General features: G+C 66.2%; 22 protein-coding genes and 1 other RNA gene. 14 read left to right on the top strand and 9 right to left on the bottom strand.

Features of this window, described 5'->3' with window-relative positions; translation table 11 throughout:
* Positions 1 to 81 precede the first annotated feature (81 nt).
* An RNA gene (gene ffs, locus BMX07_RS08130) (signal recognition particle sRNA) lies at positions 82 to 393 on the top strand.
* Between the two features lie 147 nt (positions 394 to 540).
* Positions 541 to 1,341: a LolA family protein gene (locus BMX07_RS08135; protein ID WP_090616623.1), complete on the top strand. Its 801-nt coding sequence runs from the start codon at positions 541 to 543 to the stop codon at positions 1,339 to 1,341.
* A 37-nt stretch (positions 1,342 to 1,378) separates the two neighbouring features.
* On the opposite strand, the gene BMX07_RS08140 is transcribed toward BMX07_RS08135, so the two are convergent.
* The 3 genes from BMX07_RS08140 to BMX07_RS08150 form a co-directional block, all read right to left on the bottom strand.
* Positions 1,379 to 2,302 (bottom strand): mechanosensitive ion channel family protein, encoded by a 924-nt coding sequence (locus tag BMX07_RS08140; RefSeq protein ID WP_090616625.1) that lies wholly within the window; start codon positions 2,300 to 2,302, stop codon positions 1,379 to 1,381.
* Entirely contained in the window at positions 2,299 to 2,547 is a 249-nt protein-coding gene (locus BMX07_RS08145) for a YhbY family RNA-binding protein (protein ID WP_090616627.1), read from the bottom strand. The genes BMX07_RS08140 and BMX07_RS08145 overlap by 4 nt, the downstream gene beginning before the upstream one ends.
* Before the next feature lie 112 nt (positions 2,548 to 2,659).
* Positions 2,660 to 2,938, bottom strand: a complete 279-nt coding sequence (locus BMX07_RS08150) for a ribonuclease P protein component 4 (RefSeq protein ID WP_090616629.1) — start codon at positions 2,936 to 2,938, stop codon at positions 2,660 to 2,662.
* A 212-nt stretch (positions 2,939 to 3,150) separates the two neighbouring features.
* Here BMX07_RS08150 and BMX07_RS08155 point away from each other — a divergent pair, with 212 nt between their 5' ends.
* The 3 genes from BMX07_RS08155 (at position 3,151) to BMX07_RS08165 (ending at position 7,747) form a co-directional block, all read left to right on the top strand.
* On the top strand, positions 3,151 to 4,950 hold the full coding sequence (locus BMX07_RS08155) for an ABC transporter substrate-binding protein (RefSeq protein WP_090616631.1): 1,800 nt from the start codon (positions 3,151 to 3,153) through the stop codon (positions 4,948 to 4,950).
* Between the two features lie 5 nt (positions 4,951 to 4,955).
* Positions 4,956 to 5,819, top strand: coding sequence for a phosphatase PAP2 family protein (locus BMX07_RS08160; RefSeq protein ID WP_090616632.1), 864 nt, complete (start codon positions 4,956 to 4,958; stop codon positions 5,817 to 5,819).
* Between the two features lie 215 nt (positions 5,820 to 6,034).
* Positions 6,035 to 7,747: an ABC transporter substrate-binding protein gene (locus tag BMX07_RS08165; protein ID WP_090617207.1), complete on the top strand. Its 1,713-nt coding sequence runs from the start codon at positions 6,035 to 6,037 to the stop codon at positions 7,745 to 7,747.
* A gap of 100 nt (positions 7,748 to 7,847) precedes the next feature.
* Here the strand turns inward: BMX07_RS08165 and BMX07_RS08170 are convergent, their stop codons facing one another.
* Positions 7,848 to 8,225, bottom strand: coding sequence for a hypothetical protein (locus BMX07_RS08170; protein ID WP_090616634.1), 378 nt, complete (start codon positions 8,223 to 8,225; stop codon positions 7,848 to 7,850).
* A 107-nt stretch (positions 8,226 to 8,332) separates the two neighbouring features.
* Between BMX07_RS08170 and BMX07_RS08175 the strand changes: the two genes are divergently transcribed.
* Positions 8,333 to 8,683, top strand: a complete 351-nt coding sequence (locus tag BMX07_RS08175; RefSeq protein ID WP_090616636.1) for a hypothetical protein — start codon at positions 8,333 to 8,335, stop codon at positions 8,681 to 8,683.
* 53 nt (positions 8,684 to 8,736) lie between these two features.
* Here the strand turns inward: BMX07_RS08175 and BMX07_RS08180 are convergent, their stop codons facing one another.
* The gene (locus BMX07_RS08180; RefSeq protein ID WP_090616638.1) at positions 8,737 to 9,498 is read right to left on the bottom strand and encodes a DUF2797 domain-containing protein; all 762 of its coding nucleotides are present in this window, start codon (positions 9,496 to 9,498) and stop codon (positions 8,737 to 8,739) included.
* Positions 9,499 to 9,699: 201 nt separating this feature from the next.
* Here BMX07_RS08180 and BMX07_RS08185 point away from each other — a divergent pair, with 201 nt between their 5' ends.
* The 5 genes from BMX07_RS08185 to BMX07_RS08205 all read left to right on the top strand — a co-directional run bounded on the left by BMX07_RS08185 (position 9,700) and on the right by BMX07_RS08205 (position 14,910).
* Positions 9,700 to 11,835 (top strand): alkaline phosphatase D family protein, encoded by a 2,136-nt coding sequence (locus tag BMX07_RS08185; protein WP_090616640.1) that lies wholly within the window; start codon positions 9,700 to 9,702, stop codon positions 11,833 to 11,835.
* Positions 11,836 to 11,906: 71 nt separating this feature from the next.
* Positions 11,907 to 12,254: a BsuPI-related putative proteinase inhibitor gene (locus BMX07_RS08190; protein ID WP_090616642.1), complete on the top strand. Its 348-nt coding sequence runs from the start codon at positions 11,907 to 11,909 to the stop codon at positions 12,252 to 12,254.
* A gap of 95 nt (positions 12,255 to 12,349) precedes the next feature.
* The gene (locus BMX07_RS08195; RefSeq protein ID WP_090616644.1) at positions 12,350 to 13,255 is read left to right on the top strand and encodes a CbiX/SirB N-terminal domain-containing protein; all 906 of its coding nucleotides are present in this window, start codon (positions 12,350 to 12,352) and stop codon (positions 13,253 to 13,255) included.
* 3 nt (positions 13,256 to 13,258) lie between these two features.
* Positions 13,259 to 14,434, top strand: a complete 1,176-nt coding sequence (locus BMX07_RS08200; protein ID WP_090616646.1) for a DR2241 family protein — start codon at positions 13,259 to 13,261, stop codon at positions 14,432 to 14,434.
* Between the two features lie 71 nt (positions 14,435 to 14,505).
* Positions 14,506 to 14,910 carry a hypothetical protein gene (locus BMX07_RS08205; RefSeq protein ID WP_090617209.1) on the top strand — a complete coding sequence of 135 codons (405 nt, stop codon included), beginning with the start codon at positions 14,506 to 14,508 and terminating at the stop codon, positions 14,908 to 14,910.
* Positions 14,911 to 14,928: 18 nt separating this feature from the next.
* Here the strand turns inward: BMX07_RS08205 and BMX07_RS08210 are convergent, their stop codons facing one another.
* The 3 genes from BMX07_RS08210 to BMX07_RS08220 all read right to left on the bottom strand — a co-directional run bounded on the left by BMX07_RS08210 (position 14,929) and on the right by BMX07_RS08220 (position 17,214).
* Positions 14,929 to 15,519 carry a DUF7524 family protein gene (locus tag BMX07_RS08210; protein WP_090616648.1) on the bottom strand — a complete coding sequence of 197 codons (591 nt, stop codon included), beginning with the start codon at positions 15,517 to 15,519 and terminating at the stop codon, positions 14,929 to 14,931.
* Positions 15,520 to 15,534: 15 nt separating this feature from the next.
* The gene (locus tag BMX07_RS08215; RefSeq protein WP_090616650.1) at positions 15,535 to 15,729 is read right to left on the bottom strand and encodes a methytransferase partner Trm112; all 195 of its coding nucleotides are present in this window, start codon (positions 15,727 to 15,729) and stop codon (positions 15,535 to 15,537) included.
* A gap of 105 nt (positions 15,730 to 15,834) precedes the next feature.
* Positions 15,835 to 17,214 (bottom strand): adenylosuccinate synthase, encoded by a 1,380-nt coding sequence (locus BMX07_RS08220; RefSeq protein ID WP_090616653.1) that lies wholly within the window; start codon positions 17,212 to 17,214, stop codon positions 15,835 to 15,837.
* A gap of 393 nt (positions 17,215 to 17,607) precedes the next feature.
* On the opposite strand from BMX07_RS08220, the gene BMX07_RS08225 reads away from it, so the two are divergent.
* The 3 genes from BMX07_RS08225 (at position 17,608) to BMX07_RS08235 (ending at position 18,880) form a co-directional block, all read left to right on the top strand.
* On the top strand, positions 17,608 to 17,913 hold the full coding sequence (locus BMX07_RS08225; RefSeq protein WP_006429686.1) for a hypothetical protein: 306 nt from the start codon (positions 17,608 to 17,610) through the stop codon (positions 17,911 to 17,913).
* 316 nt (positions 17,914 to 18,229) lie between these two features.
* The gene (locus tag BMX07_RS08230; RefSeq protein ID WP_090616655.1) at positions 18,230 to 18,622 is read left to right on the top strand and encodes a prefoldin subunit beta; all 393 of its coding nucleotides are present in this window, start codon (positions 18,230 to 18,232) and stop codon (positions 18,620 to 18,622) included.
* Positions 18,623 to 18,880 (top strand): DUF3194 domain-containing protein, encoded by a 258-nt coding sequence (locus BMX07_RS08235; protein WP_090616657.1) that lies wholly within the window; start codon positions 18,623 to 18,625, stop codon positions 18,878 to 18,880.
* Between the two features lie 150 nt (positions 18,881 to 19,030).
* Here the strand turns inward: BMX07_RS08235 and BMX07_RS08240 are convergent, their stop codons facing one another.
* Positions 19,031 to 19,474 carry a hypothetical protein gene (locus BMX07_RS08240; RefSeq protein WP_090616659.1) on the bottom strand — a complete coding sequence of 148 codons (444 nt, stop codon included), beginning with the start codon at positions 19,472 to 19,474 and terminating at the stop codon, positions 19,031 to 19,033.
* Position 19,475: the final 1 nt, after the last annotated feature.

Below are 19,475 nucleotides of genomic sequence, written 5' to 3' on the forward strand. Positions count from 1 at the left end.
GTCCACCGGGTCCCGCGCGAACTCGGTGCCGTCGGGCGGTCGGGGAGACGAAAGGCCCTTAAGGTCAGCCGCCCAAGGACTGGATGGACTAGGTCGGGCAGTTAGGCCCTGCTCGCTACCCGCGCTATGGTCTTTAGCGGGGACCGAACACCGCGGGCGTCCGGTCAGACCGACCGGGGCCTCGGGAGCCAACAGAGAAGCCTCGTCCGTCGGGGACAGCGGTCCGCGATGGCCGTCCGCAGGGACGACCCATCGCGGTTAGTCGGCGACAGCCCATCAGGCGCGGAAGCGAGCAGTGGACCGCCGGACACCTGTCGCTCGACGGGTCGCGGGGTGGAGAAGGCAACCGAGATTCCCCCGGCCGGAACGTCGGGCAACCGCGGCCGTCCGCATTCATACCGGACGATAGTTTCCGACGAGCGCCGCGTGTCGCGCCGCCGCTCCACACAGCGGACTATATTTCTCCCGACCGACCGCCAGATCCCAGCCCGAATACTGCAACAGAAAAGACTACTATCATCCTCCGAAATTACCCCAGCAATGACAACGCGACGACTCGTGGCTGTCCTCGGCATCGTCCTCGCGAGTGTCCTCCTGAGCGGTTGCGTGGCACTCGACACGCCCCCGGACGGTGACGAGGGGCCCGATGTCGATCCCGAAGCGGTATTCGAGGGCGCGTACGTCCACGCCGACGACCTCGAGGACGTGCAGGGCAACCGGACGAGCGAAGTGACCAACGGCACGGTGACGGTGACGGAACGCCTCCGGGTCCACGAACGGCCGTACGTCGACGAACGAACCGAAGTGCTCAACGCGTCCGATCCGGAGACAATTGGGAACCTCTACGTGTCGAACGCGACGAAAAACTGGTTCTACTACCCCGACTCGCAGGTCGCCCAGTACTTCGAACCCGACGAGCCGTTCGAGAGCGAATCGGTCAAAGCGAACCGGACGAAGATGGCCGAACGGCTGCTCGAGCAGTACGACATCGAGTATCGCGGCACCGAACGGGTCGCGGGCCGCGAAACCTACGTGCTCGACGTCGAGGCGAAAAACGAGACCGTCGAGGAGGGGATTTCGGCGATCGTCGGCGACACCAAGTACGTCTACGCCATCGAGACGAGTAGTCCGCGGCGGGAGCTCGAGACCGTCGAGCAAACGCTGTGGATCGACACGGAGTACGAGTATCCGCTGCGGGAGAAGGTGGTGTTCGAGGAACCGAACGGGGAGCGGATCGTCCTGACCGAACGGTTCGAGTCGGTCAGTTTCAACACCGGCCTCGAGGACGAGACGTTCGCGTTCGAGCCGCCGGCGAACGCGACCGTTCAGGACATCTCCTGAGTCGCCGCGACACCGACCGATCGGCGGATCGGTGCCGCTACTCGGCCGGCTCTACGATGCTCTTGCCCGTCCCGAACTCGAGGCCGCCCTCGAGCGTGCGGACGGGGTAGGGGATGTCGATGCCCTCCTCGTCGAAGCGTCGTTTGACCGCAGTGACGTACTCGCCTCGCGTTCGGACGAAGTCCGCTCGAGACGGGTTCTCGATCCAGAACCGCGACTGGAGGCCGACGTCGGAGTCGCCGAGTTCCGTCAGTCGGACCGACGGTGCGGGATCGTCCATGATGTCGGGGTGGCGCTCGGCTTCGTCGACGATGATGTCGGTCGCCCGTTCGATGTCGTCGTCGTAGCCGATCCCGAAGACGAACTTCAGGCGGAGCTTGTCGGCGTCGACGGGATTTTTGAGCACGTCGTCGGTGAGCGCCGAGTTCGGCACCGTCAACAGCTCGTTGTCGAACGTTCTGACGCGGGTCACGCGGAGGCTGATGTCCTCGACGACGCCCGAGTAGGTGCCGTCGTCCCACTCGATCCAGTCGCCGATGCGGAACGGCTTGTCGGTGTAGATGAACACGCCCGCGACGAAGTTCGAGATCACGTTCTGCATCGCCAACCCGACCGCGAGCGCGCCGGCCGCCGCGATGCCGGCCATCGACACGAGGAAGTTCCCGAAGCCGGCGAAGCCGAACGCGATCGCGAGCGCGAGGAATCCGACCCCGAACTTGGTCAGCATCAACAGCGGGTTCTGCGCGTGTTCGTCCAGCCCTCGCTTGTCCATGGCCCGCTTGATCAGCGGCAACACGAGGTGTCGGCCGAGTATCCAGATCGCGACGAACCCGACGACGAAGCGGATCGCCCCCTCGGCGGCCCCGGCCTGCGCCGCGGTGAGTCCCGCGTCAGCCAGTTCGTTGCCGATCGGACCGAGGTCCTCGCTCTGGAGTGGGACCGGACCAGCCCCGACACTCATCGATAGACCACTGCCGTGTGACCGCGCGTCTCGACCAGATCGGCGCTGACGCGGTCGGCGAGATCGGCTGCCGTTTCCTCGGTCGAACTCCCCGCTCGAGCGGCGCGGAGGAATTTCACTTTCACGAGGTCCCGGTCCGAGAGCTGATCGTCGAGTTCGTCGACGACCGACTCGATGCCGCTCTTGCCGACCCAGACGGTGACGTCGAGATCGTGTGCGCGCCGCTTGCGTTCCTGTGTATCCATAGCCCCGAATAGCGAAGCGAGCCGTTTCAATCTTCGCGATTCGGAATCCGATCCCGAGACGATACCGATCGAGCGGAAACCGGCCGTCGTCGCGCCGCGGGCGTGACGGCGGTTACTCCTCGTAAGGATATCTGGCGTGGGCACCGCAGTCACAGGTGATCACGACGTGACCGTCCTGTAATCTGACGCGGGCGTTCTTCCCCGGTCGGAGGTACGCGTCGCAGCGATCGCACGTGAATCGGCGAAACTCCCGCGGAAGCGTCAACCGGTTTCGCTCCGCGACCCGCCGCGCGAGGCGAACGTAGTATCGGGCGCGGTCGATTTCGCCGTCCGCTGCCGCCGCTCGAGCGAGTTCGTGAAGCCGCTCGATCCGTTCGGCGGCGATATCCATACCCCTCGTTTCGTCGGTTCCCGTATTGATGTTGCGCTCCGCCGACGGGACAACCGTCCGCGGTCGTCGAGCGGATTGTCAACTACTCTCGCGGCATCCTACAGCTGAGGCGAAAGTGCGGCTGATTGAAAAGATTCTTTACCCTACTACGCATTCGGTTGTAGTGCACAGTATTGTTACATATTGGTTGAAAAGCGGTGCTATACAACGGTATGAATTGGTCCTCTCCCCCATCCGACGACGGCGTTAGCAGGCGTTCGTTTCTGGCCGCCGGTGCGGCCAGTGCGGCGATCACGACGAGCGGTTGCGTCGATCGCGTGCAAAGCGTCGTCGACCAGACCGAAACCGAACAACTCTCGCTGTCCATCACGACGCTTCCGGCGGACGCGGACAGACAGAACGTCCGGATCGCCCGACAACTCGAGGAGAACCTCGAGCGGGCCGGAATCGCCGTCTCGCTGGATACGCGATCGCGGTCGGAACTGCTCGAGGCAGTCCTGCTCGAGCACGACTTCGATTGCTACGTCGGCCTCCATCCGGCCGACTACGATCCCGACTTCCTCTACGAGGCCCTCCACTCCACGTTCGCGAGCGAAGCCGGTTGGCAGAACCCCTTCGGGTTCACCAACATGTACCTCGACACCCTCCTGGAGAACCAGCGGCGATTCGACGGCGAGAAACGCAAGCAACACATCGAGTCCGTCCTGCAGGCACTGGCTCAGGAGAAGCCCTTCGAACCGATCTGCTTTCCCGACGAACACCGCGTCGCCGGGACCGATCGGTTCGACGGCTGGGACGAGGGCAGCCTCGCCACCCGCCACGGCTATCTCGGCCTCGAGCCGGCCACCGGTGTCGAGGAACTGCACGCCCTCGTGACCGACAGCCGGATGACGCGGAATCTCAATCCGCTGTCGGCGACGATTCGAAACCGCGGGACGACCGTGGATCTGATCTACGACTCCCTCGGGACCGAACACGAGGGTGAGATCCGACCGTGGCTCGCCCGGTCCTGGGAGTTCGCCGAAGCGCCGACGGATTCGGCGTCCGACTCACCGGACCGGGACGCGACGCGGACGGTGACGATCACGCTTCGAGAAGCGTGTCAGTTCCACGACGGCGAACCGGTAACCGCCGAGGACGTCGCCTTCACCTATCGGTTCCTCGAGGACACGTCGCTGGGGCGGGCGTCGATCCAGTCGCCGGCACCGCGGTATCAGGGCCATATCGGCGTGATCGACGAGATCACGGTCGAAGACGACTACGAGCTGACGATCACCGTAACCGGTGGCCGGGAGGCCGCCAGACGGGTATTTACCGTTCCGATACTGCCCGAACACGTGTGGCGCGACCGGGTCGACCAGCGCACTGCTGACGGCGAGGTAACCGCACAGCAAGGGCGGTGGGGCATCGTCACCGGAAGCAATATGCCGCCCGTGGGAAGCGGTCCGTTCCAGTTCGACAGTCGAAGCGAAGACGAGTCCCTCGTCTTCCAGCGCTTCGAGGATCACTTCACGCTCCGCGAGGACGTCGACCTGCCCGAACCGACCGTCGATCGACTGCGGTTTACCGTCGATCCCGGGAGCATCTCGTCGATCGGTCGGGTCGAGGACGGCGGTGCGGACGTGACGGCGTCGATGCTCAACGCCCACTCGCTGGGTGCGATCCCCGACTCCGATGCCGTCCAAAAGCTGTCGTCGCCATCGCGGATGTTCTACCACATCGGGTTCAACGTTCGCAACTCCCCCTTCAGTAACTCGCACTTCCGTCGGGCGGTCACGCAGCTGATCGACAAGAGCACGATCGTCGAGGACGTGTTCTTCGGGAACGCGACGCCGGCTTCGACGCCGGTGACCGGCGAGTGGGTTCCCGACAGTCTGGAGTGGAACGGAGCGGATCCGGTGACGCCCTTCGCCGGCTCGGACGGGCAACTCAACGTCGAAGCCGCGAAGGCGGCGTTCGAACGAGCCGGGTTCCGGTACGATGATAACGGCAGACTTCTTGGGGGCTACTAGAAGCGATGCTCGCCGAGGTGCTGATCCAGCTCGCTATCGTTATCGGGATTCTCCTCCCGATATCGATAGCCGTCTTTATCGGTCGTAAGCGCCTCGTGCGGACGTACGCGGAGTGGCGGAGCCGGCTCAGAAAGACCGCCCCGATCATCGCCGTGTTGCTCGTCGTCCTCCTGATCAATCGCGTCGCCAGACAGCGGGCCCCGCGACTCTCTCGAGAGGTCGGGCTCCACCTCACCTCGCTGTTTTACAACGTCGAGGGGGAGTTCATCCTGATCTTCCAGTCGATCGCGTCTCCCGAGCTAAATGCGTACTTCACGTCGATCTACGTCTACGGCTACACGTTCCTGCTCATCTTTCCGGTCATCGCGTACTTCACGCTCTCCGATACGCGGATATTCCGCCGGTTGCTGGCGGCCTACGCGCTCAACTACGCGATCGGGCTCGTCCTCTACATCTTCATCATCGCCTACGGGCCCCGAAACCTGATGCCCGCGGAGGTCGCGCCGACGATGCTGTACGATACCAATCCGCAATATCAGTATCTCACCCGCGAGGTCAACAGCAACACCAACGTCTTTCCGTCGCTGCACACGTCGCTGTCGGCGACCGTCGCCGCGTTCGCGACGATGACGCGGTCGGAGTTCCCGAAGTGGTTCCCCGTCGCGGTCGTGCTTGCAGCCAGCGTCGCGATTTCGACGATGTACCTCGGAATCCACTGGGGGATCGACGTGACCGCCGGCCTGGTGCTCGCGGCCGCCTGTGTCGTCCTCTCGGACCACCTCATCGGCCGCTGGTCGATCTCGGAACTGTTCGAAGATCACGTCCACCGGATCGAGGATCGGCTTCCCTGGCCGAAGCGAGACGACTGACCGCCGACCGACGACGGGACCGGCCTCGGCCCGTCGACGGCCGCAATCGCGAGCCAGTGTCGAGACGCATCGATATTTCTACGGGCTCGAGCGGAGCACAATACTGTTATATCGTGGCTCTGCAACTATGAGAAACGAACGAAATGAACGGGAGACGGGCCGCCCAGAACCGCAGGAGTCGCAAAAGTGACGACGGGACCCTGAACCGGCGGGCGATGCTGGCAGCGACGGCCGGGCTGACGGTCTCGAGCAGCGGTTGCCTTCGGCAGGTCCGGGAGATCGTCCTCCCGAACAACGTCAAGCAGCTCTCGCTGTCCATCACGACGCTTCCGGCGGACGCGGATCGGGAGAGCGTCCGGATCGCCCGTCAGCTCGAGGAGAACTTCAAGGCCGTGGGGATCGACGTCTCGCGCGACATCCGTTCGGAGATCGACTTCCGGCGGACGGTGCTCTACAACCACGATTTCGACATCTGGATCGGGCGTCATCCGGGCGGAACCGACCCCGACTACCTCTACGAGGCGCTGTACTCCCGATTCACCGACGAGTCTGGATGGCAGAACCCGTTCGGGTTCACCAACCAGAACGTCGACGAACTCCTGGAAGCGCAACGTCGCGCGGAAGGCGAGGAGCGTCGCAAGGCCGTCACGGAGGTGCTCGAGGCGATCGCGTCCGAACAACCGCTCGTCCCGATCTGTGTCCCCGAAGAACACCGCATGGTCAACGCGGATCGGTTCGACGGCTGGGAAGACGGCCACCTCGCGACGCGACACGGCTATCTCGGCCTCGATCCGGACGTGGACGTCGAGTCGCTCGGCGTCGCACACACGGACGCCAGACCGACGGAGAACCTCAATCCGATCGCGACCGACTACCGTGGTCGCGGAACGATCACCGACCTGTTGTACGATTCGCTGGGAACGCAGGACGGGACCGGCGCGATCCAGCCGTGGCTGGCGCGGTCCTGGGAGTGGGACGGGGACACGGCCGACGTTCGCCTCCGACCGGACTGCGAGTTCCACGACGGGGTCCCCGTGACCGCCGAAGACGTCGCGTTCACGTATCGGTTCTTGCAGGACGTCTCGCTCGGGAACCACGAAGCGCCGTCGCCCGCGCCCCGCTATCGAGGGCAGATCGACGCCGTCGAGGCGGTCGACATTCGCCGGGACGATCGGCTCGAGATAACCGTCGATACGAACCAGACGGTCGGTGAGCGTGCGTTCCTCGTGCCCATCCTTCCGGCCCACGTCTGGCGCGAGCGGACGAACGACGTCATAGGGCCGGGCGGTCCCACGATCGCCCAGGGGACCACGCAGGCGATCGTCGCGGATAACATGCCGCCCGTCGGGAGCGGGCCCTTCCAGTTCGCAGACGCGACCGAAGGCGACCGACTCGAACTCGAACGCCACGAGATGCATTTCACGCGGCGAACGACCGACGAACTCCCCGAACCGACGATCGACGAGTGTACGTTCGCGATCCATCCGGGCAGCGCCGGTGCAGCGCGGGTCGTCGCGGACGGCAGCGCGGACGTGACGAGTCTGCCCCTCGATACGAACGTCCTCGGCGATATCGACGAGTCCGGCAGCGGTCAGTTGCGCGAGTCGACGTCGTGGACCTTCTACGTGCTCGGGTTCAACGCGCGCAAAGCGCCGTTTAACAACTACCGGTTCCGGCGACTGATCGCGCAGTTGATCGACAAACAGTGGCTGACAGACGAGATCTTCTACGGCCACGCTCGCCCCGTCGCGACCCCCGTTACCGAGGAGTGGGTGCCCGAGAGTCTCGAGTGGGACGACCACGACCCCAAAACGCCGTTTCTGGGCGCTGACGGGGATGTCGACGTCAGGGCGGCCCGCTCCGCGTTCGAAGACGCCGGCTTTCGGTACGACGATCGAGATCGACTCCGCGTCAGACACGAGAATTGAGCGCGGCGACAGCCGCGCGCGTCACGACCGCCGCCGCGGTATCCACGTCGCTGCACGCGAGACGAAAGCAGCAAAAACGAGTCGAACGGCCGAACGGCCGTTACTGGTCCTCGAGCGCGTCGGCGATGCGCTTCAGCGCGCGGGTCTGGTCGCGCATTTCGTCGCGAAGCTGTCGGACCTCGCGGACGAGTTCCTCGTTGCTCTCGTCCTGCCCGCCGGCACCGGGACCGCCGGGGCCAGCGCCCGGACCGCCGCCCATCATGCCGCCCATCATCTGTGCGAACGGGTTGCCGCCGCCCATGCCGCCGGGGCCGCCGGGGCCGCCACCGCCGCCGCCGAACGGACTCTCCGGGGGTTCTCCCTCGCCGTCGCCCTCTTCGGCTCGCTTCTCGCGGATCTCCTCGACTCGTTCGCGGAACGATTTCTCCTCGCTGTCGTCGCCTGCGTCTTCGTCGGGGGAGTCGTTTTCGTCCGTCATACCATCGGATTCTGTAGCGTCGGGGAAAAGGGTTGCCATGTTTCGGATACCCGTTCGTCGGCCCCTGCTTGCAGAAGACGGACCCGGAACGAGCCGGTATCGTCCGTATGGCCGACGATCCGACCGACCGAGAGCCGATCGTCAGCGAGGGACCGTTCGCGATCGTCGACGCGAGCGACGACGAGCCGGCGGCGTATCGACTCGTCTCGAGGGCCACCGACCCGGCCGACGCGGCCGAGCGCCGGCCCGGCATTCCGATCGACGATACCGAAATCGACGATCTCGCAGCCGTCGTCTCGCGGCTGCGGGGGCTGAAGACGGACGTAGCGGAGTCGCCGGAGCCGGCCGAGCTGACCTGCCACGAGTGCGGCACGGCGTGGACCTACACCGGGTCGGACGAACACGCGTCGTGCCCGAACTGCGAGACCGAGGTTCCCGTCGAAGGGATCGGCCCGTAGCCCCCGCGTGAGCAATCCGCGACGGGACCGGCGATCGCGGACGGCGGGGCCGGCTACGGCGACCCGAACGATCCCAGCGACGACTGGAGGTCCCTGTCCGTCGGGCCCGCCTCGAGGTCGTGGCCGACGAGATCGCGCATGTCGACGGCGTAGGTCGTCCCGCCGTTGGCGAGGACGAGGAGTCGCCCCTTGACGCCGACGACCGTCCCCGAGGCGATCGTCTCGCGGACCGGCCGAGCCTCGAGGTCGAGTCCGTAATCGAGGGCGAACTGGTCGATGACGTCGAACGCCGCGAGGACGGACTCCCAGCCGTCCGCGTCGACGTCGGCCGCCAGCGCAGCGACTTTCTGGCCGGTTCGAACGCGATCGACCAGTCGCGTCGCGATCTCGGCCTCGAGTTCCCGCGCGATTCGGCCGTTCGAGACGGTGTGGACGTGGGCCGCGCGGTCGGCGCCCTGCTCGCACAGACGGGTCTCGAGCCGGCGGTGCTTCGTGACCCCGACCTTGAACGTGTCGGGGGCGAACGCCGCGATGTAGACGGCGTGCGCCTCGTAACAGTCCATCTCGTCTTTCAGGCAGGTCCCCGTACAGCGGGCACACACCCACGTATTCGTGTGGTAGTCGCAGTAGGGCGCTGTCGATCGCTCGCAGGAGACGTGCTCGCCGTCGTCGATGGTGCCGGCGCAGTGGCGCTCCCCGAGCGAGTACGCGAGGTCGTCACCGGACTCGAGCGGGTGGCGGTCGACGCCACCGCTGCCGTCGCTCATCAGCAGCGCCGCCCCGCGACCGCTCGGTTCGTAACCGACCAGTTGCACGCCCGCAAGTTCGTGTCCGGGACAAATAGACGTAGCGCTCTCGACTATCGTCGACACTCGTCGACAGGGACCGGGTAACGGTTACTACGAACGGATACATACCGGTGGGACGGTGACAGATCCGTTCTGTTCCTAAATTACTCGAATTTATATAAATTATATAAGATATTGTATCGGTGCCGTGAGGAATGAACCGCAGGTATGACGGAACGACACACCGGCGGACGAGACGAGTCGACGACGAACGATCGGCGGACGTTCCTCCAGGCGATCGGGCTGGTCGCGGCGTCGTCCGGCCTCGTCGGAACCGCGAGCGCGGACCCCGGACGGGACGGTATCGACGGCTCGAACGATGGCGGGGACGGCGGCGGTCTCGTCCCGCTCACGCACGGCGTCGCGGTGGGCGACGTTACCGCGACCACCGCGACCGTCTGGGCACGCGCGGACCGCGACGCGACCGTTCACGTCGCGTACAGCCACGACCAGGGGTTCGACGGCGTCGGCTACGATCGGACGGCGGTCGACGTCGAGACCGATCACACCGGCCACGTCAGACTCGAGGAACTCGAGTCCGGGACCCGGTATCGCTATCACGTCTGGGCCACGCGGGCGGCGGAGACGTACCGGCCCCTGGACGACCGAGACGACGGACGCGGCCCCCGCGGCGAAGCGGAACGCGGCGACCACAGCGGCGACGAGTCGATCGAAGCGTTGCTTCCCGATGCCGTCGAAAGCGGGACGTTCGTCACAGCGCCGGCCCCCGACGAGGAGGAGCGCGTCACGTTCGCCTGGAGCGGCGACACGTGGGGGTACGGGGACGACCCCGTCGAGCCGCCGTTCCCCGGACTACAGACGATCGCACAGCGAGAACCGGACTTCTTCCTCTATCACGGGGACACGATCTACGCCGACGCGCAGACGCCGGCCGGGAAGATCACCGCGAACACCCCTCTCGACGAGGCCCTCGAGATCTACCGGGACAAGTACAAGGAGATGCGCGATCCCCCCGAAGAGATCGCGGAACGGACGAATCTACAGGAACTGCTCGAGACGACGTCGGTGTACACCGTCTGGGACGACCACGAGGTCATCAACAACTTCGCCGGGCCGATCGAGCCGTTGATGCCCGAGGGGCGGCGGGCCTTCCGCGAGTACTGGCCGCTCGACCGGGACGACGAGGCCGAACCCGGCGAGTCGAACCGATTCTACGATTCGTTCCGCTGGGGGAAACACGTCGAACTGTTCGTCATCGACACCCGCCAGTATCGCGATCCGAACGTCGAACTCGGCACGAAGACGCTGCTGGGTCGCGAGCAACTCGAGTGGCTGAAGGGCGCGCTCGCCGACTCCGACGCGACGTGGAAGCTGCTCGCCTCGCCGGCCCCGCTGGGGTATCCGTCCGACTCGTGGGCGACCCCTGCGGATCGAACCGGCTACGAGGGGGAACTGCTCGAGCTCGTCGAATACGTCCGGACGGAGTCGGTCTCGAACCTCGTCGTCGTCGCCGGCGACGTCCACAAGTCGGTCGTAGGAGGGTACGATCCCGACGACGACGGTACGTTCGAGTTCGTCGAAGCCATCGCCGGGCCGCTCGGCGCGCCGGCGGGCGAACCCGACGACCTCTATCCGGCCCTCAATCCGACCGAGTTCTTCGCGAAGGGCGAGTACACCAACTTCGGCACCGTCGACGTCGACGAATCGGGCGAAACGCTGACGGTCGGTATCTACGACGAGCGGGGTACCGAGCAGTTCACCAAGACGTTCCACGCCGACGAGATCAACGCGGGGGACGGCCCGGAACCGCCGAGTCGCATCGAGAGCACGTTCGACGAGGACGGCGACGGCTGGCTCATCTCGCAAAACGGCGGAAGCAACCGTCCCGTCTACCGTGCGACTGGCGGCAATCCCGGCGGCCACGTCAGCGACGAGGAGAATCAGGGTGGTGTCGCCTGGTACTACCAGGCCCCGTTCAAGTTCCTCGGCGACCGCGAAGCGTTCTACGGCGGCACCCTCTCCTTCGATCTTCGACAGGCGCGGAGCGACCGGCAGTTCGACGCCGACCCCGTCGAGGGAGGAGACGTCCTGCTCGCGAGCGGTGACACGAAACTCGTCTACGAGTTTCGCGGCCCCGAGAGCACGCCGGGCGAATCGTGGACGGCCTTCGAGGTGCCGCTGTCGGCCGACGCCACCTGGATCGATCTGACGAGTCGAGACCCGATCGCGACCGAAGCGACGTTCCGCGCCGTCCTCGCCGAGCTGGACACCCTCCGAATCCGTGGCGAGTACCGGGCGGGCGACGACACGAGCTACCTCGACAACGTCGTCCTCTCCCGGTAGGCTCGCGTCTCGGGTTCGTTTCCGCACCGATATGGCAAAGATCTATCAGCGGCGGGGACAACACTCGAGCCATGACGCTCGACGGATCGCTCGAGACGGCAGCCGACGGGACCAGAGACGCCGTAATGCTCGTGTTCACCGTGACGAACACGGGCGACGAGGCGGTCGACCTCCAGTTTTCGGACGCGTGCAAGGCCGAATTCGTCCTCGAGGACGACGAGGGGGCGGAGGTCTGGCGGTTCACCGAGGGGCGCATGTTCGCACAGGTGCTGAGTTCCGAAACGATCGCTCCCGGCGAGGAAGCGACCTACGAAGCGGAGTGGTCCGATCCCGTGCCGGGCGAGTACACCGCGGTCGCCGAGTTGCGAGCGCAGTCGGCGCGCTGTGAAGCGCGGACCTCGGTTTCCGTTCCGTCGTGACGCCACCGGCGCGAGCGGCGCGTCCTCGGTCTCCAGACCCGGCGACGCGGACCGGCAGCGAAGTCCCTATACCGTCTCCATCCTAAGCGCCGCCCATGCAAGCGCTGGTCATCGCGGCACACGGATCGCACCTGAATCCGGACGCCTCGGATCCGACCTACGCCCACGCGGACGCGATCCGCGAAACGGGCGCGTTCGACGAAGTCCGCGAGGCGTTCTGGAAGGAAGAACCGCACTTCCGCGAGGTGATCCGCACCCTCGAGTCCGACGAGGTGTTCGTCGTTCCCCTGTTCATCAGCGAGGGCTACTTCACCGAACAGGTCATCCCGCGAGAACTGCGCCTCGAAGACTGGGATCCCGAGCAGTGGGAGTCGGACGGGACCAGCGCGTCGCAGGCTACGCTCGAGGCGAGCGACGTGGGGAAGACGATCCACTACTGCGGGCCGGTCGGGACACACGACGCGATGACGGACGTGATCGTCCAGCGGGCGGAGACCGCGACGGACGATCCGAACGTCGGCGACGGAGTCGGGCTCTCCGTCGTCGGCCACGGAACCGAGCGCAACGAGAACTCCGCGAAGGCCATCGAGTACCACAGCGACCGCATCGCCGAGCGCGACCGGTTCGACGAGGTGAAGGCGCTGTTCATGGACGAAGCGCCGGAGGTGGACGACGTGACGGACTACTTCGAGAGCGACGATATCGTCGTCGTCCCGCTCTTTATCGCCGACGGCTACCACACGCAGGAGGACATCCCCGAGGACATGGGGCTGACCGAGGACTACCGGCTCGACTGGGACGTGCCGGCCGACGTCGACGGTCACCGGATCTGGTACACCGGTGCCGTCGGTACCGAGGACCTGATGGCCGACGTCGTCCTCGAGCGGGCGGCCGACGCCGGAGCCGACATCGGCGACGCCCGCGAGGCGGTTCGCGAACTCGCCGCCTCGGTCGCCGAGACCGAGGCCGAGACGAACGCCGGAGCGGGCGCGGGGGACTGACGCGTGCCGGTGGCGACGGCAACCCTCGACGCGCTGCTCGAACGCGCAGCGTCGGGCATCGCGTTCGACGGCTTGCGAATCGACGAAACGGACGGCGAGTACGTCCTCGAGACGCCGGCAAACGAGTGGACCGATCTCGACGAATCCACCCTCGGGCAGGCGCTCGAGTCGGCCGAGGAGTACGTCACGAACTGGCGCTACTGGCAGGAGACCGTCGGCGGCGAGGGGACCGCCCGACGCGCGTTCCTCCGGTGGTGCGAGCGGGCCCCGCTCGCGGACGCCGAGGCGGGTGACGCGTCCGCCCCCTGGAACGACGACGATGACGGCGGTGATCCCGTCGGCGCTGACGCGACCGCACTCGCGGTCCCCGAACGTTACGACGCGCTCCGCGACGGGATCGATCGCGAGTGGGGACAGCTCGCGATTACGGCTCGCTTCGTCGACGTCGACGATCCCGACGGCGAACGCGTTTACGACCTGTGGCACGTCGACGACGCCGACAGCGACATCGCCGACCTCGAGGTCTACGACGACCCGCGGGACGCGCGGGAACTCGCGACCGAGGACGAGGACGGTCGCTACCGGCCGCTGAAGACCGCACCGACGCTGTCCGCGGGCTGGGCGTTTACCGGCCTCTCGGGCGACGACCTCGTCGAGACGGTCGAGTTCTTCTATCCAGCGACGGTCGCCAACTGGCACCGGGAACTGCGCGGGACCCTCGACGTCGACCACTGGCTCGAGACCGCCGAGCGACAGACCGGCATCTACGACGTCGTCGACGAACTCCCCCGGGAGGCCGTCGAGTGGCTGACCGAGGCCTGCTGCGTCGACTCCCAGTGTCTGCGCCGGCGGGAGTGGCAGTACGAGGCGGGCGACGACCTCGACGGCGACGGCGGCGACGGTCCGTTCCCCTGTCGGGAACCGTGCTCGCTCGTGATCGCCGCCGCTCGCAAGTGGGCCACCCTCGAGTCCGAGGACGAACACACCTACGAACTCGAGTTGACGACCAGCGAGCTGAACCAGCTCGAGGAGCTGATCGACGCGGTCGCGGATGGTCGCACCGACGAGATCCGCGAGGCCGACGTCTACGACGGTGCGAACCGCTACCGAGCCCGCTATCTCCGGGCCAAGCGGTTCGACGACGAGGGAGGACTCGAGGCGACGCGGGTCGACGAGTAGTCGTCTAGCCGCCCACGACCAGCCGTCTCACGGCCACAACCTTCGTGTTCGGGGAGTCGCACACTCCGGTCGTGAACCGTCGCGAACTACTCGCTACTGCCACAGGGGTCGCCCCCGTCCCGGCGGTCGCCGGGTGCTCGAGCGCGGCGGACGACGAAACCGGCTATACCTATACCCTCACCCTATCCGACGTCGACGAGAGACCGGACCGGCCCCTCGATTTCGACGCGGCGGGGCTGGCCGGCGGGCAGGCGGCCATTCTCGACGAAGCGGTCCGATCCGGCACCTACAGCGAGGAACACGTCAACTGGGACACGCTCCCGGGACGCGCGGGGATCACGATGGAGTTTCGGACGGTGATCCAGCTGATCGCCCGCCACGTCGACCGCGATCCGCAGGTCGATCACGAGACGTCGTTCGGAACGCCGTGTCGGTACGGACGGACGGCCTACCGAGCGACGATCGACGTCGCGTGAGCGGGCCGGGTCGGTCCGCTACCGAACCAGCAAGAACAGGGCGACGAGGAGACCGGCGACGACGACCGCGATCCCCGCCGTCGCGACCGGGCCGCCGATCGTCGCCGTCGTCACCGCCGCGATACCGACCGCGACGACCCCGAGCGCGAGAACCGCGAGCGCTCCCGCATCGAGCCCGCTGACGGCGGAGACTCGGTCGAGAATCCGCTCGAGCGGCGTCGGGTCGGGGTCCGGTCGGCGGGGTTCGGCGAGCCGTTCGTCGACGTCGACGCCCGGCGGCCCGGGGACGACGGTGACGGCGATCGAGACCGATTCGGAGCCGTACCCGGTCAGCACTTCGAGCCGGCCGTCGACTGGGGCGTCGACGGCGTCGGTGTCGACGGTGACCGGCACGGCGGTGACGGCGTCCGGTTCGACGTAGTGGTTCGAGCCGTCGACCGATGCGATCCGCTCGAGGTCACCGTCGAGCCGACAGTGGACGTGTGCAGGCGTCTCGTGGCCCGTCAGGTGGAGCGCGAACGACTCGCTGGTCTCGAGGGCGTCGGTCGCCACCTCGAGCGCGTCGGCGGCCCTGCGGTTGACGTGGACGGTGACCTCGGTCCCGGACATAATCAGGTGGGCCGCTCAGGCCGGGGTCTCCTCGCGCATGTCCGGCGGCAGCAGGTTCGGAATGCCGTCCTCGATCGGATAGGTCTCGCCGCATTCGGTACAGACGAGGTCGCCGCCGACGACCTCCTCGTCGTCGTACTCGGCGTCCTCGAGTTCCAGGTCGTGTTTGTCGAGCGGACAGCAGAGAATGTCCAGTAACGACTCCTTCATACTACGTAGGCTTACCGCCTCCAGCAAAAGGTTTCGGGAACACCGCTCGGTCGCGAGCGGCGTGTCGTCACGCGAACCGGCGATCGATGGACGCTCGCCGAGCGGTTACTCGTAGGGGTTCTCCACGACGACGGTCTCCTCGCGGCCGGGGCCGACCCCGACGGCGTAGACCGGCGCGTCGAGTTCGTCCGCGATGTACTCGAGGTAGGTCCGGGCGTTCTCGGGGATCGCCTCGTACCCCTCGTCCGCGACCGCGGCCCAGTCGACGTCGGACCAGCCGTCGAACGATTTGAAGGTGGCCTCGCAGCGCCCCCACGCTTCGGTCGTCGACGGCATGGTAAGCGTTTCCTCGCCGTCCAGTTCGTAGCTGTGGCCGACCTTGACCTCGTCGAGACCCGCCAGCACGTCGACGTGATTGACCGCGAGGCCCGTAAAGCCGTTCACGCGCGCGGAGTGGCGGAGCATCGGCATGTCGAGCCAGCCGACGCGGCGGGGACGGCCGGTGACGGTCCCGTACTCGCCGCCTTCCTCGCGGATGTACGTCGCGAGCTCCTCGTTTCGGCCGTCCGTCTCCTCGTCGTATCCAGGCGTATCACCGACGACGCCGCCCAGTTCCGTCGGGAGCGGTCCGCTCCCGACTCGCGTAAGGTAGGCTTTGACGATGCCGATGATCTCGCCGTCGCCGATGACGCCGGGACTGAGGCCCGTCCCCGCCGCCGCACCGCCGGCGGTCGGGTTCGAGGACGTGACGTACGGGTAGTTGCCGTGGTCGATGTCGATGATCGTTCCCTGTGCGCCCTCCAGGACCACGTTCTGTCCGTCGGCCATCGCGTCGGTGAGAAACGCGCTGGCGTTGACGGTCATCCCCTCCTCGTCGAGGCGACGGCCGAACTCGCTGAACTCCTCGAACAGCGCCTCGACGTCGAAGGCGTCGGGGTCGTCGAGGTCGTCCACGTCGACGCCGTAGACGTCTTCGACCAGCGCGCGCTTCTCGGGGACGACGTACTCGAGTCGCTCCCGCAGGATGTCCGGGTCCAGCAGATCTCCGATCCGGACGCCGCGGCGACCGGCCTTGTCCTCGTAGGTCGGTCCGATACCGCGGCCGGTCGTCCCGACCTCCTGATCGGACTCGCTTTTGACTTCCTCTTCGATTCCGTCGAGAACGCGGTGGAACGGCATGATGACGTGGGCGCGCTCTGCGACGCGGACGTCCGGGTCGAGCCCCTTCTCCCGGAGCGTGGTGATCTCGTCGAACAGCGTTCGAGGATTGACGACGCAACCGTTGCCGAGGACGCCGATCTTGCCCCGGACCGCTCCCGACGGGACGAGCGACAGTTCGTACTTCGTCCCGTCGTGAACGACGGTGTGTCCGGCGTTGTCGCCGCCCTGATAGCGGGCGACGACGTCGGCGGCGTCGCCGTACAGATCGACGACGCCACCCTTCCCTTCGTCGCCGAGTTGCGACCCGACGATAGTGACGGTCATAACAGCGGCGGATTCTTGCCGGGCCGATAAACAGATTTCGGTATACGGGTACTCGCGCGTGCTCGCACGAATAGCAAGAAAACGGAACTCGAGGTCAAGACGGGACGTGGGCCGACCGCTTCCCGGCGGTATATCTACCAGTATAAATGCGAGTAGCCCAAACGATCGGGAGAGACGCCCCCCTCGACCCCCGATCGCCAAAGCCCGCCTCCGAGATCGAGGTCGCGGGTCGCGACGCGCGGCGGCACCGACTGAATCCGAACTCCCGCCGATCGCTCGGGTTGGGCGATCGGAAACGTTAACTACTGACAGGAACGTACACTCAGTTGAGAGTGGACCCGTCAGTCGCCGAGAGTAACTTTTAAAAGGTCCAAAGACAAGTTAACAAATGCCATGATAGATAGACTTGAGAAGGAAGTCGATATGCTGGAACGTCATCTCCAGGTCCTGAAGATGGTCATCGAGAACGAGCCGATCGGGATCGTCAAAATGTCGAACGAAACGGGCTACCCCCACCACAAGGTTCGCTACTCGCTTCGGGTCCTCGAGGAGGAGAACCTGATCGAGCCCTCGAGCCAGGGTGCGATCAAGACCGAGCGCACCGCCGAGTTCGTCGACGAACTCGACGGCAAGATCGACGACATCGTCGACAAGCTCGACGGGATGAAGATCGAAGACGTCGCCGAGATCGAAGGCTAGTCTCTCGTCCGGTTCGGACGCTGTCGCCCGCCCCGCGATCGATAGCCGGCATTGCGCCGGCGAACCGAACTCTTTCCGCCGTTTTCCGCCGCTCCAGCGATTCGCTCGCCCGGTCGCCGTCGACCACGGGAGGACGGGAACGACCGACACGAGACGACCCATCGAACACGCTCCGATAGCCACGGTCGCGGAGCCGTTCGGGTCCCTCGGACCCCGCGGCCCTCCACCTCCAACGCCGCTCCCCGGACCGATCGGGATCGCGATCCGAGAGAAGACAAAGCTTGGCTTTATCAGTCCGGAGGGCGACGGTCGAGATATGCAAGGAAATCTGCCGCCCGAGGCACAGGAGAAAATCGAGCAGTTACAGGACCTGCAGGAGACGGCACAGGAAGTCGCCGTCCAGAAGCAGGAAGCCGAATCGAGCCTCACCGAGGCCCAGAACGCCCTCGACGAACTCGAGAACATCGACGAGGAGACGACCATGTACCGCAGCGTCGGCGAACTCCTCGTCGAGACCGAGTACGATCAGGCCGAAGAGGACCTCGAGGACAAAGTCGATACGCTCGAGATCCGCCTCGAGACCCTCGAGAAGCAGGAAGGGCGCGTCCAGGACCAGTTCGAGAGTCTCCAGGAGGAACTCGAGGACCTGCTCGGCGGCGGCATGGGCGGTCCGGCCGGCCCCGGCGGCCCGGGTGCTGGCGGCGCATAAATGCCGACCGACGAGCCGTCTGACGAGACCGTCGTCCAGACGGCCTCGGACGCCGCGGAAGGCGTCATCTTTTCACAGTACAAACAGTCCGACGTGCGCGATTACGACGTGACGGTCGTCTTCGAAGACGGCGTCCTCGAGGTCGACGTCTACCTCAACGCGCCCGCGGACGAGGAGGAGGAGGCCGACCCCGAACGGGTCGCCGACGACGCTGCGCTCGCGGCGCGGCACGCAGTCGACGACCTGTTCGCGGAGTAGCCGTCCAAGTCCGGCGGCCGGCCGATTCGGTTCTCGGTTCGGAGCTGCGTTCGATCGACGAGCCCCGGGCTCGAGTCGCGACGGACATCGCTCGTCGGAGTCGTGTTCGGTGACCGGCCGTCCCGTCGTCTCCCGCCATCGGGCGAGACGCTACTGCTGCAGGCGACCGCTCCCGACGTATGCGAGGCCGAGGCTCCCGACGAGAATCAACACGCCCGGGACGACGTCCGGAAGCGAGACGAGACGGTCCCCGAAGTAGCCCGTCGCGAGGACCGCTACTGCGACAGCTGACGGGAGCGGCTGCGCGGCCAGCTGCCGACCGAAGACCCTGACTGCCCAGTAGGCCATCTCCAGCTTCGAGGCGACGACCGCCGCGAGCGGACGGGTTCCGTCCGGATTCTCGGCCGGCTCGAACCCCTCGAGCTCGTCGCGGCCGACCCGGACGATCTCGCCGGTGGTGACTCGCCGGCCGTCGGCGTTCCCCACCCGGAGCAACGTCACGGTCTCGTCGCTCGTTCCGACGACGCGGTAGATGCCACTCGGGTAGTCGCTGTCGGTCGGTCGGACGTGATCGCGCAGTGTGGGCGCTGGCATA

Origin of the sequence: Natrinema salaciae, assembly GCF_900110865.1 — an archaeon.
Classification (GTDB): Archaea; Halobacteriota; Halobacteria; order Halobacteriales; family Natrialbaceae; genus Natrinema; species Natrinema salaciae.

Coding starts and splice junctions, on each gene's coding strand:
- BMX07_RS08235 (WP_090616657.1), top strand. CDS start 18,623: ATGCCGACCGACGAGCCGTCTGACGAGACCGTCGTCCAGACGGCCTCG.
- BMX07_RS08195 (WP_090616644.1), top strand. CDS start 12,350: ATGCAAGCGCTGGTCATCGCGGCACACGGATCGCACCTGAATCCGGAC.
- BMX07_RS08150 (WP_090616629.1), bottom strand. CDS start 2,938: ATGGATATCGCCGCCGAACGGATCGAGCGGCTTCACGAACTCGCTCGA.
- BMX07_RS08140 (WP_090616625.1), bottom strand. CDS start 2,302: ATGAGTGTCGGGGCTGGTCCGGTCCCACTCCAGAGCGAGGACCTCGGT.
- BMX07_RS08210 (WP_090616648.1), bottom strand. CDS start 15,519: ATGTCCGGGACCGAGGTCACCGTCCACGTCAACCGCAGGGCCGCCGAC.
- BMX07_RS08170 (WP_090616634.1), bottom strand. CDS start 8,225: ATGACGGACGAAAACGACTCCCCCGACGAAGACGCAGGCGACGACAGC.
- BMX07_RS08160 (WP_090616632.1), top strand. CDS start 4,956: ATGCTCGCCGAGGTGCTGATCCAGCTCGCTATCGTTATCGGGATTCTC.
- BMX07_RS08220 (WP_090616653.1), bottom strand. CDS start 17,214: ATGACCGTCACTATCGTCGGGTCGCAACTCGGCGACGAAGGGAAGGGT.
- BMX07_RS08185 (WP_090616640.1), top strand. CDS start 9,700: ATGACGGAACGACACACCGGCGGACGAGACGAGTCGACGACGAACGAT.
- BMX07_RS08175 (WP_090616636.1), top strand. CDS start 8,333: ATGGCCGACGATCCGACCGACCGAGAGCCGATCGTCAGCGAGGGACCG.
- BMX07_RS08155 (WP_090616631.1), top strand. CDS start 3,151: ATGAATTGGTCCTCTCCCCCATCCGACGACGGCGTTAGCAGGCGTTCG.
- BMX07_RS08225 (WP_006429686.1), top strand. CDS start 17,608: ATGATAGATAGACTTGAGAAGGAAGTCGATATGCTGGAACGTCATCTC.
- BMX07_RS08215 (WP_090616650.1), bottom strand. CDS start 15,729: ATGAAGGAGTCGTTACTGGACATTCTCTGCTGTCCGCTCGACAAACAC.
- BMX07_RS08240 (WP_090616659.1), bottom strand. CDS start 19,474: ATGCCAGCGCCCACACTGCGCGATCACGTCCGACCGACCGACAGCGAC.
- BMX07_RS08190 (WP_090616642.1), top strand. CDS start 11,907: ATGACGCTCGACGGATCGCTCGAGACGGCAGCCGACGGGACCAGAGAC.
- BMX07_RS08135 (WP_090616623.1), top strand. CDS start 541: ATGACAACGCGACGACTCGTGGCTGTCCTCGGCATCGTCCTCGCGAGT.
- BMX07_RS08230 (WP_090616655.1), top strand. CDS start 18,230: ATGCAAGGAAATCTGCCGCCCGAGGCACAGGAGAAAATCGAGCAGTTA.
- BMX07_RS08145 (WP_090616627.1), bottom strand. CDS start 2,547: ATGGATACACAGGAACGCAAGCGGCGCGCACACGATCTCGACGTCACC.
- BMX07_RS08165 (WP_090617207.1), top strand. CDS start 6,035: ATGCTGGCAGCGACGGCCGGGCTGACGGTCTCGAGCAGCGGTTGCCTT.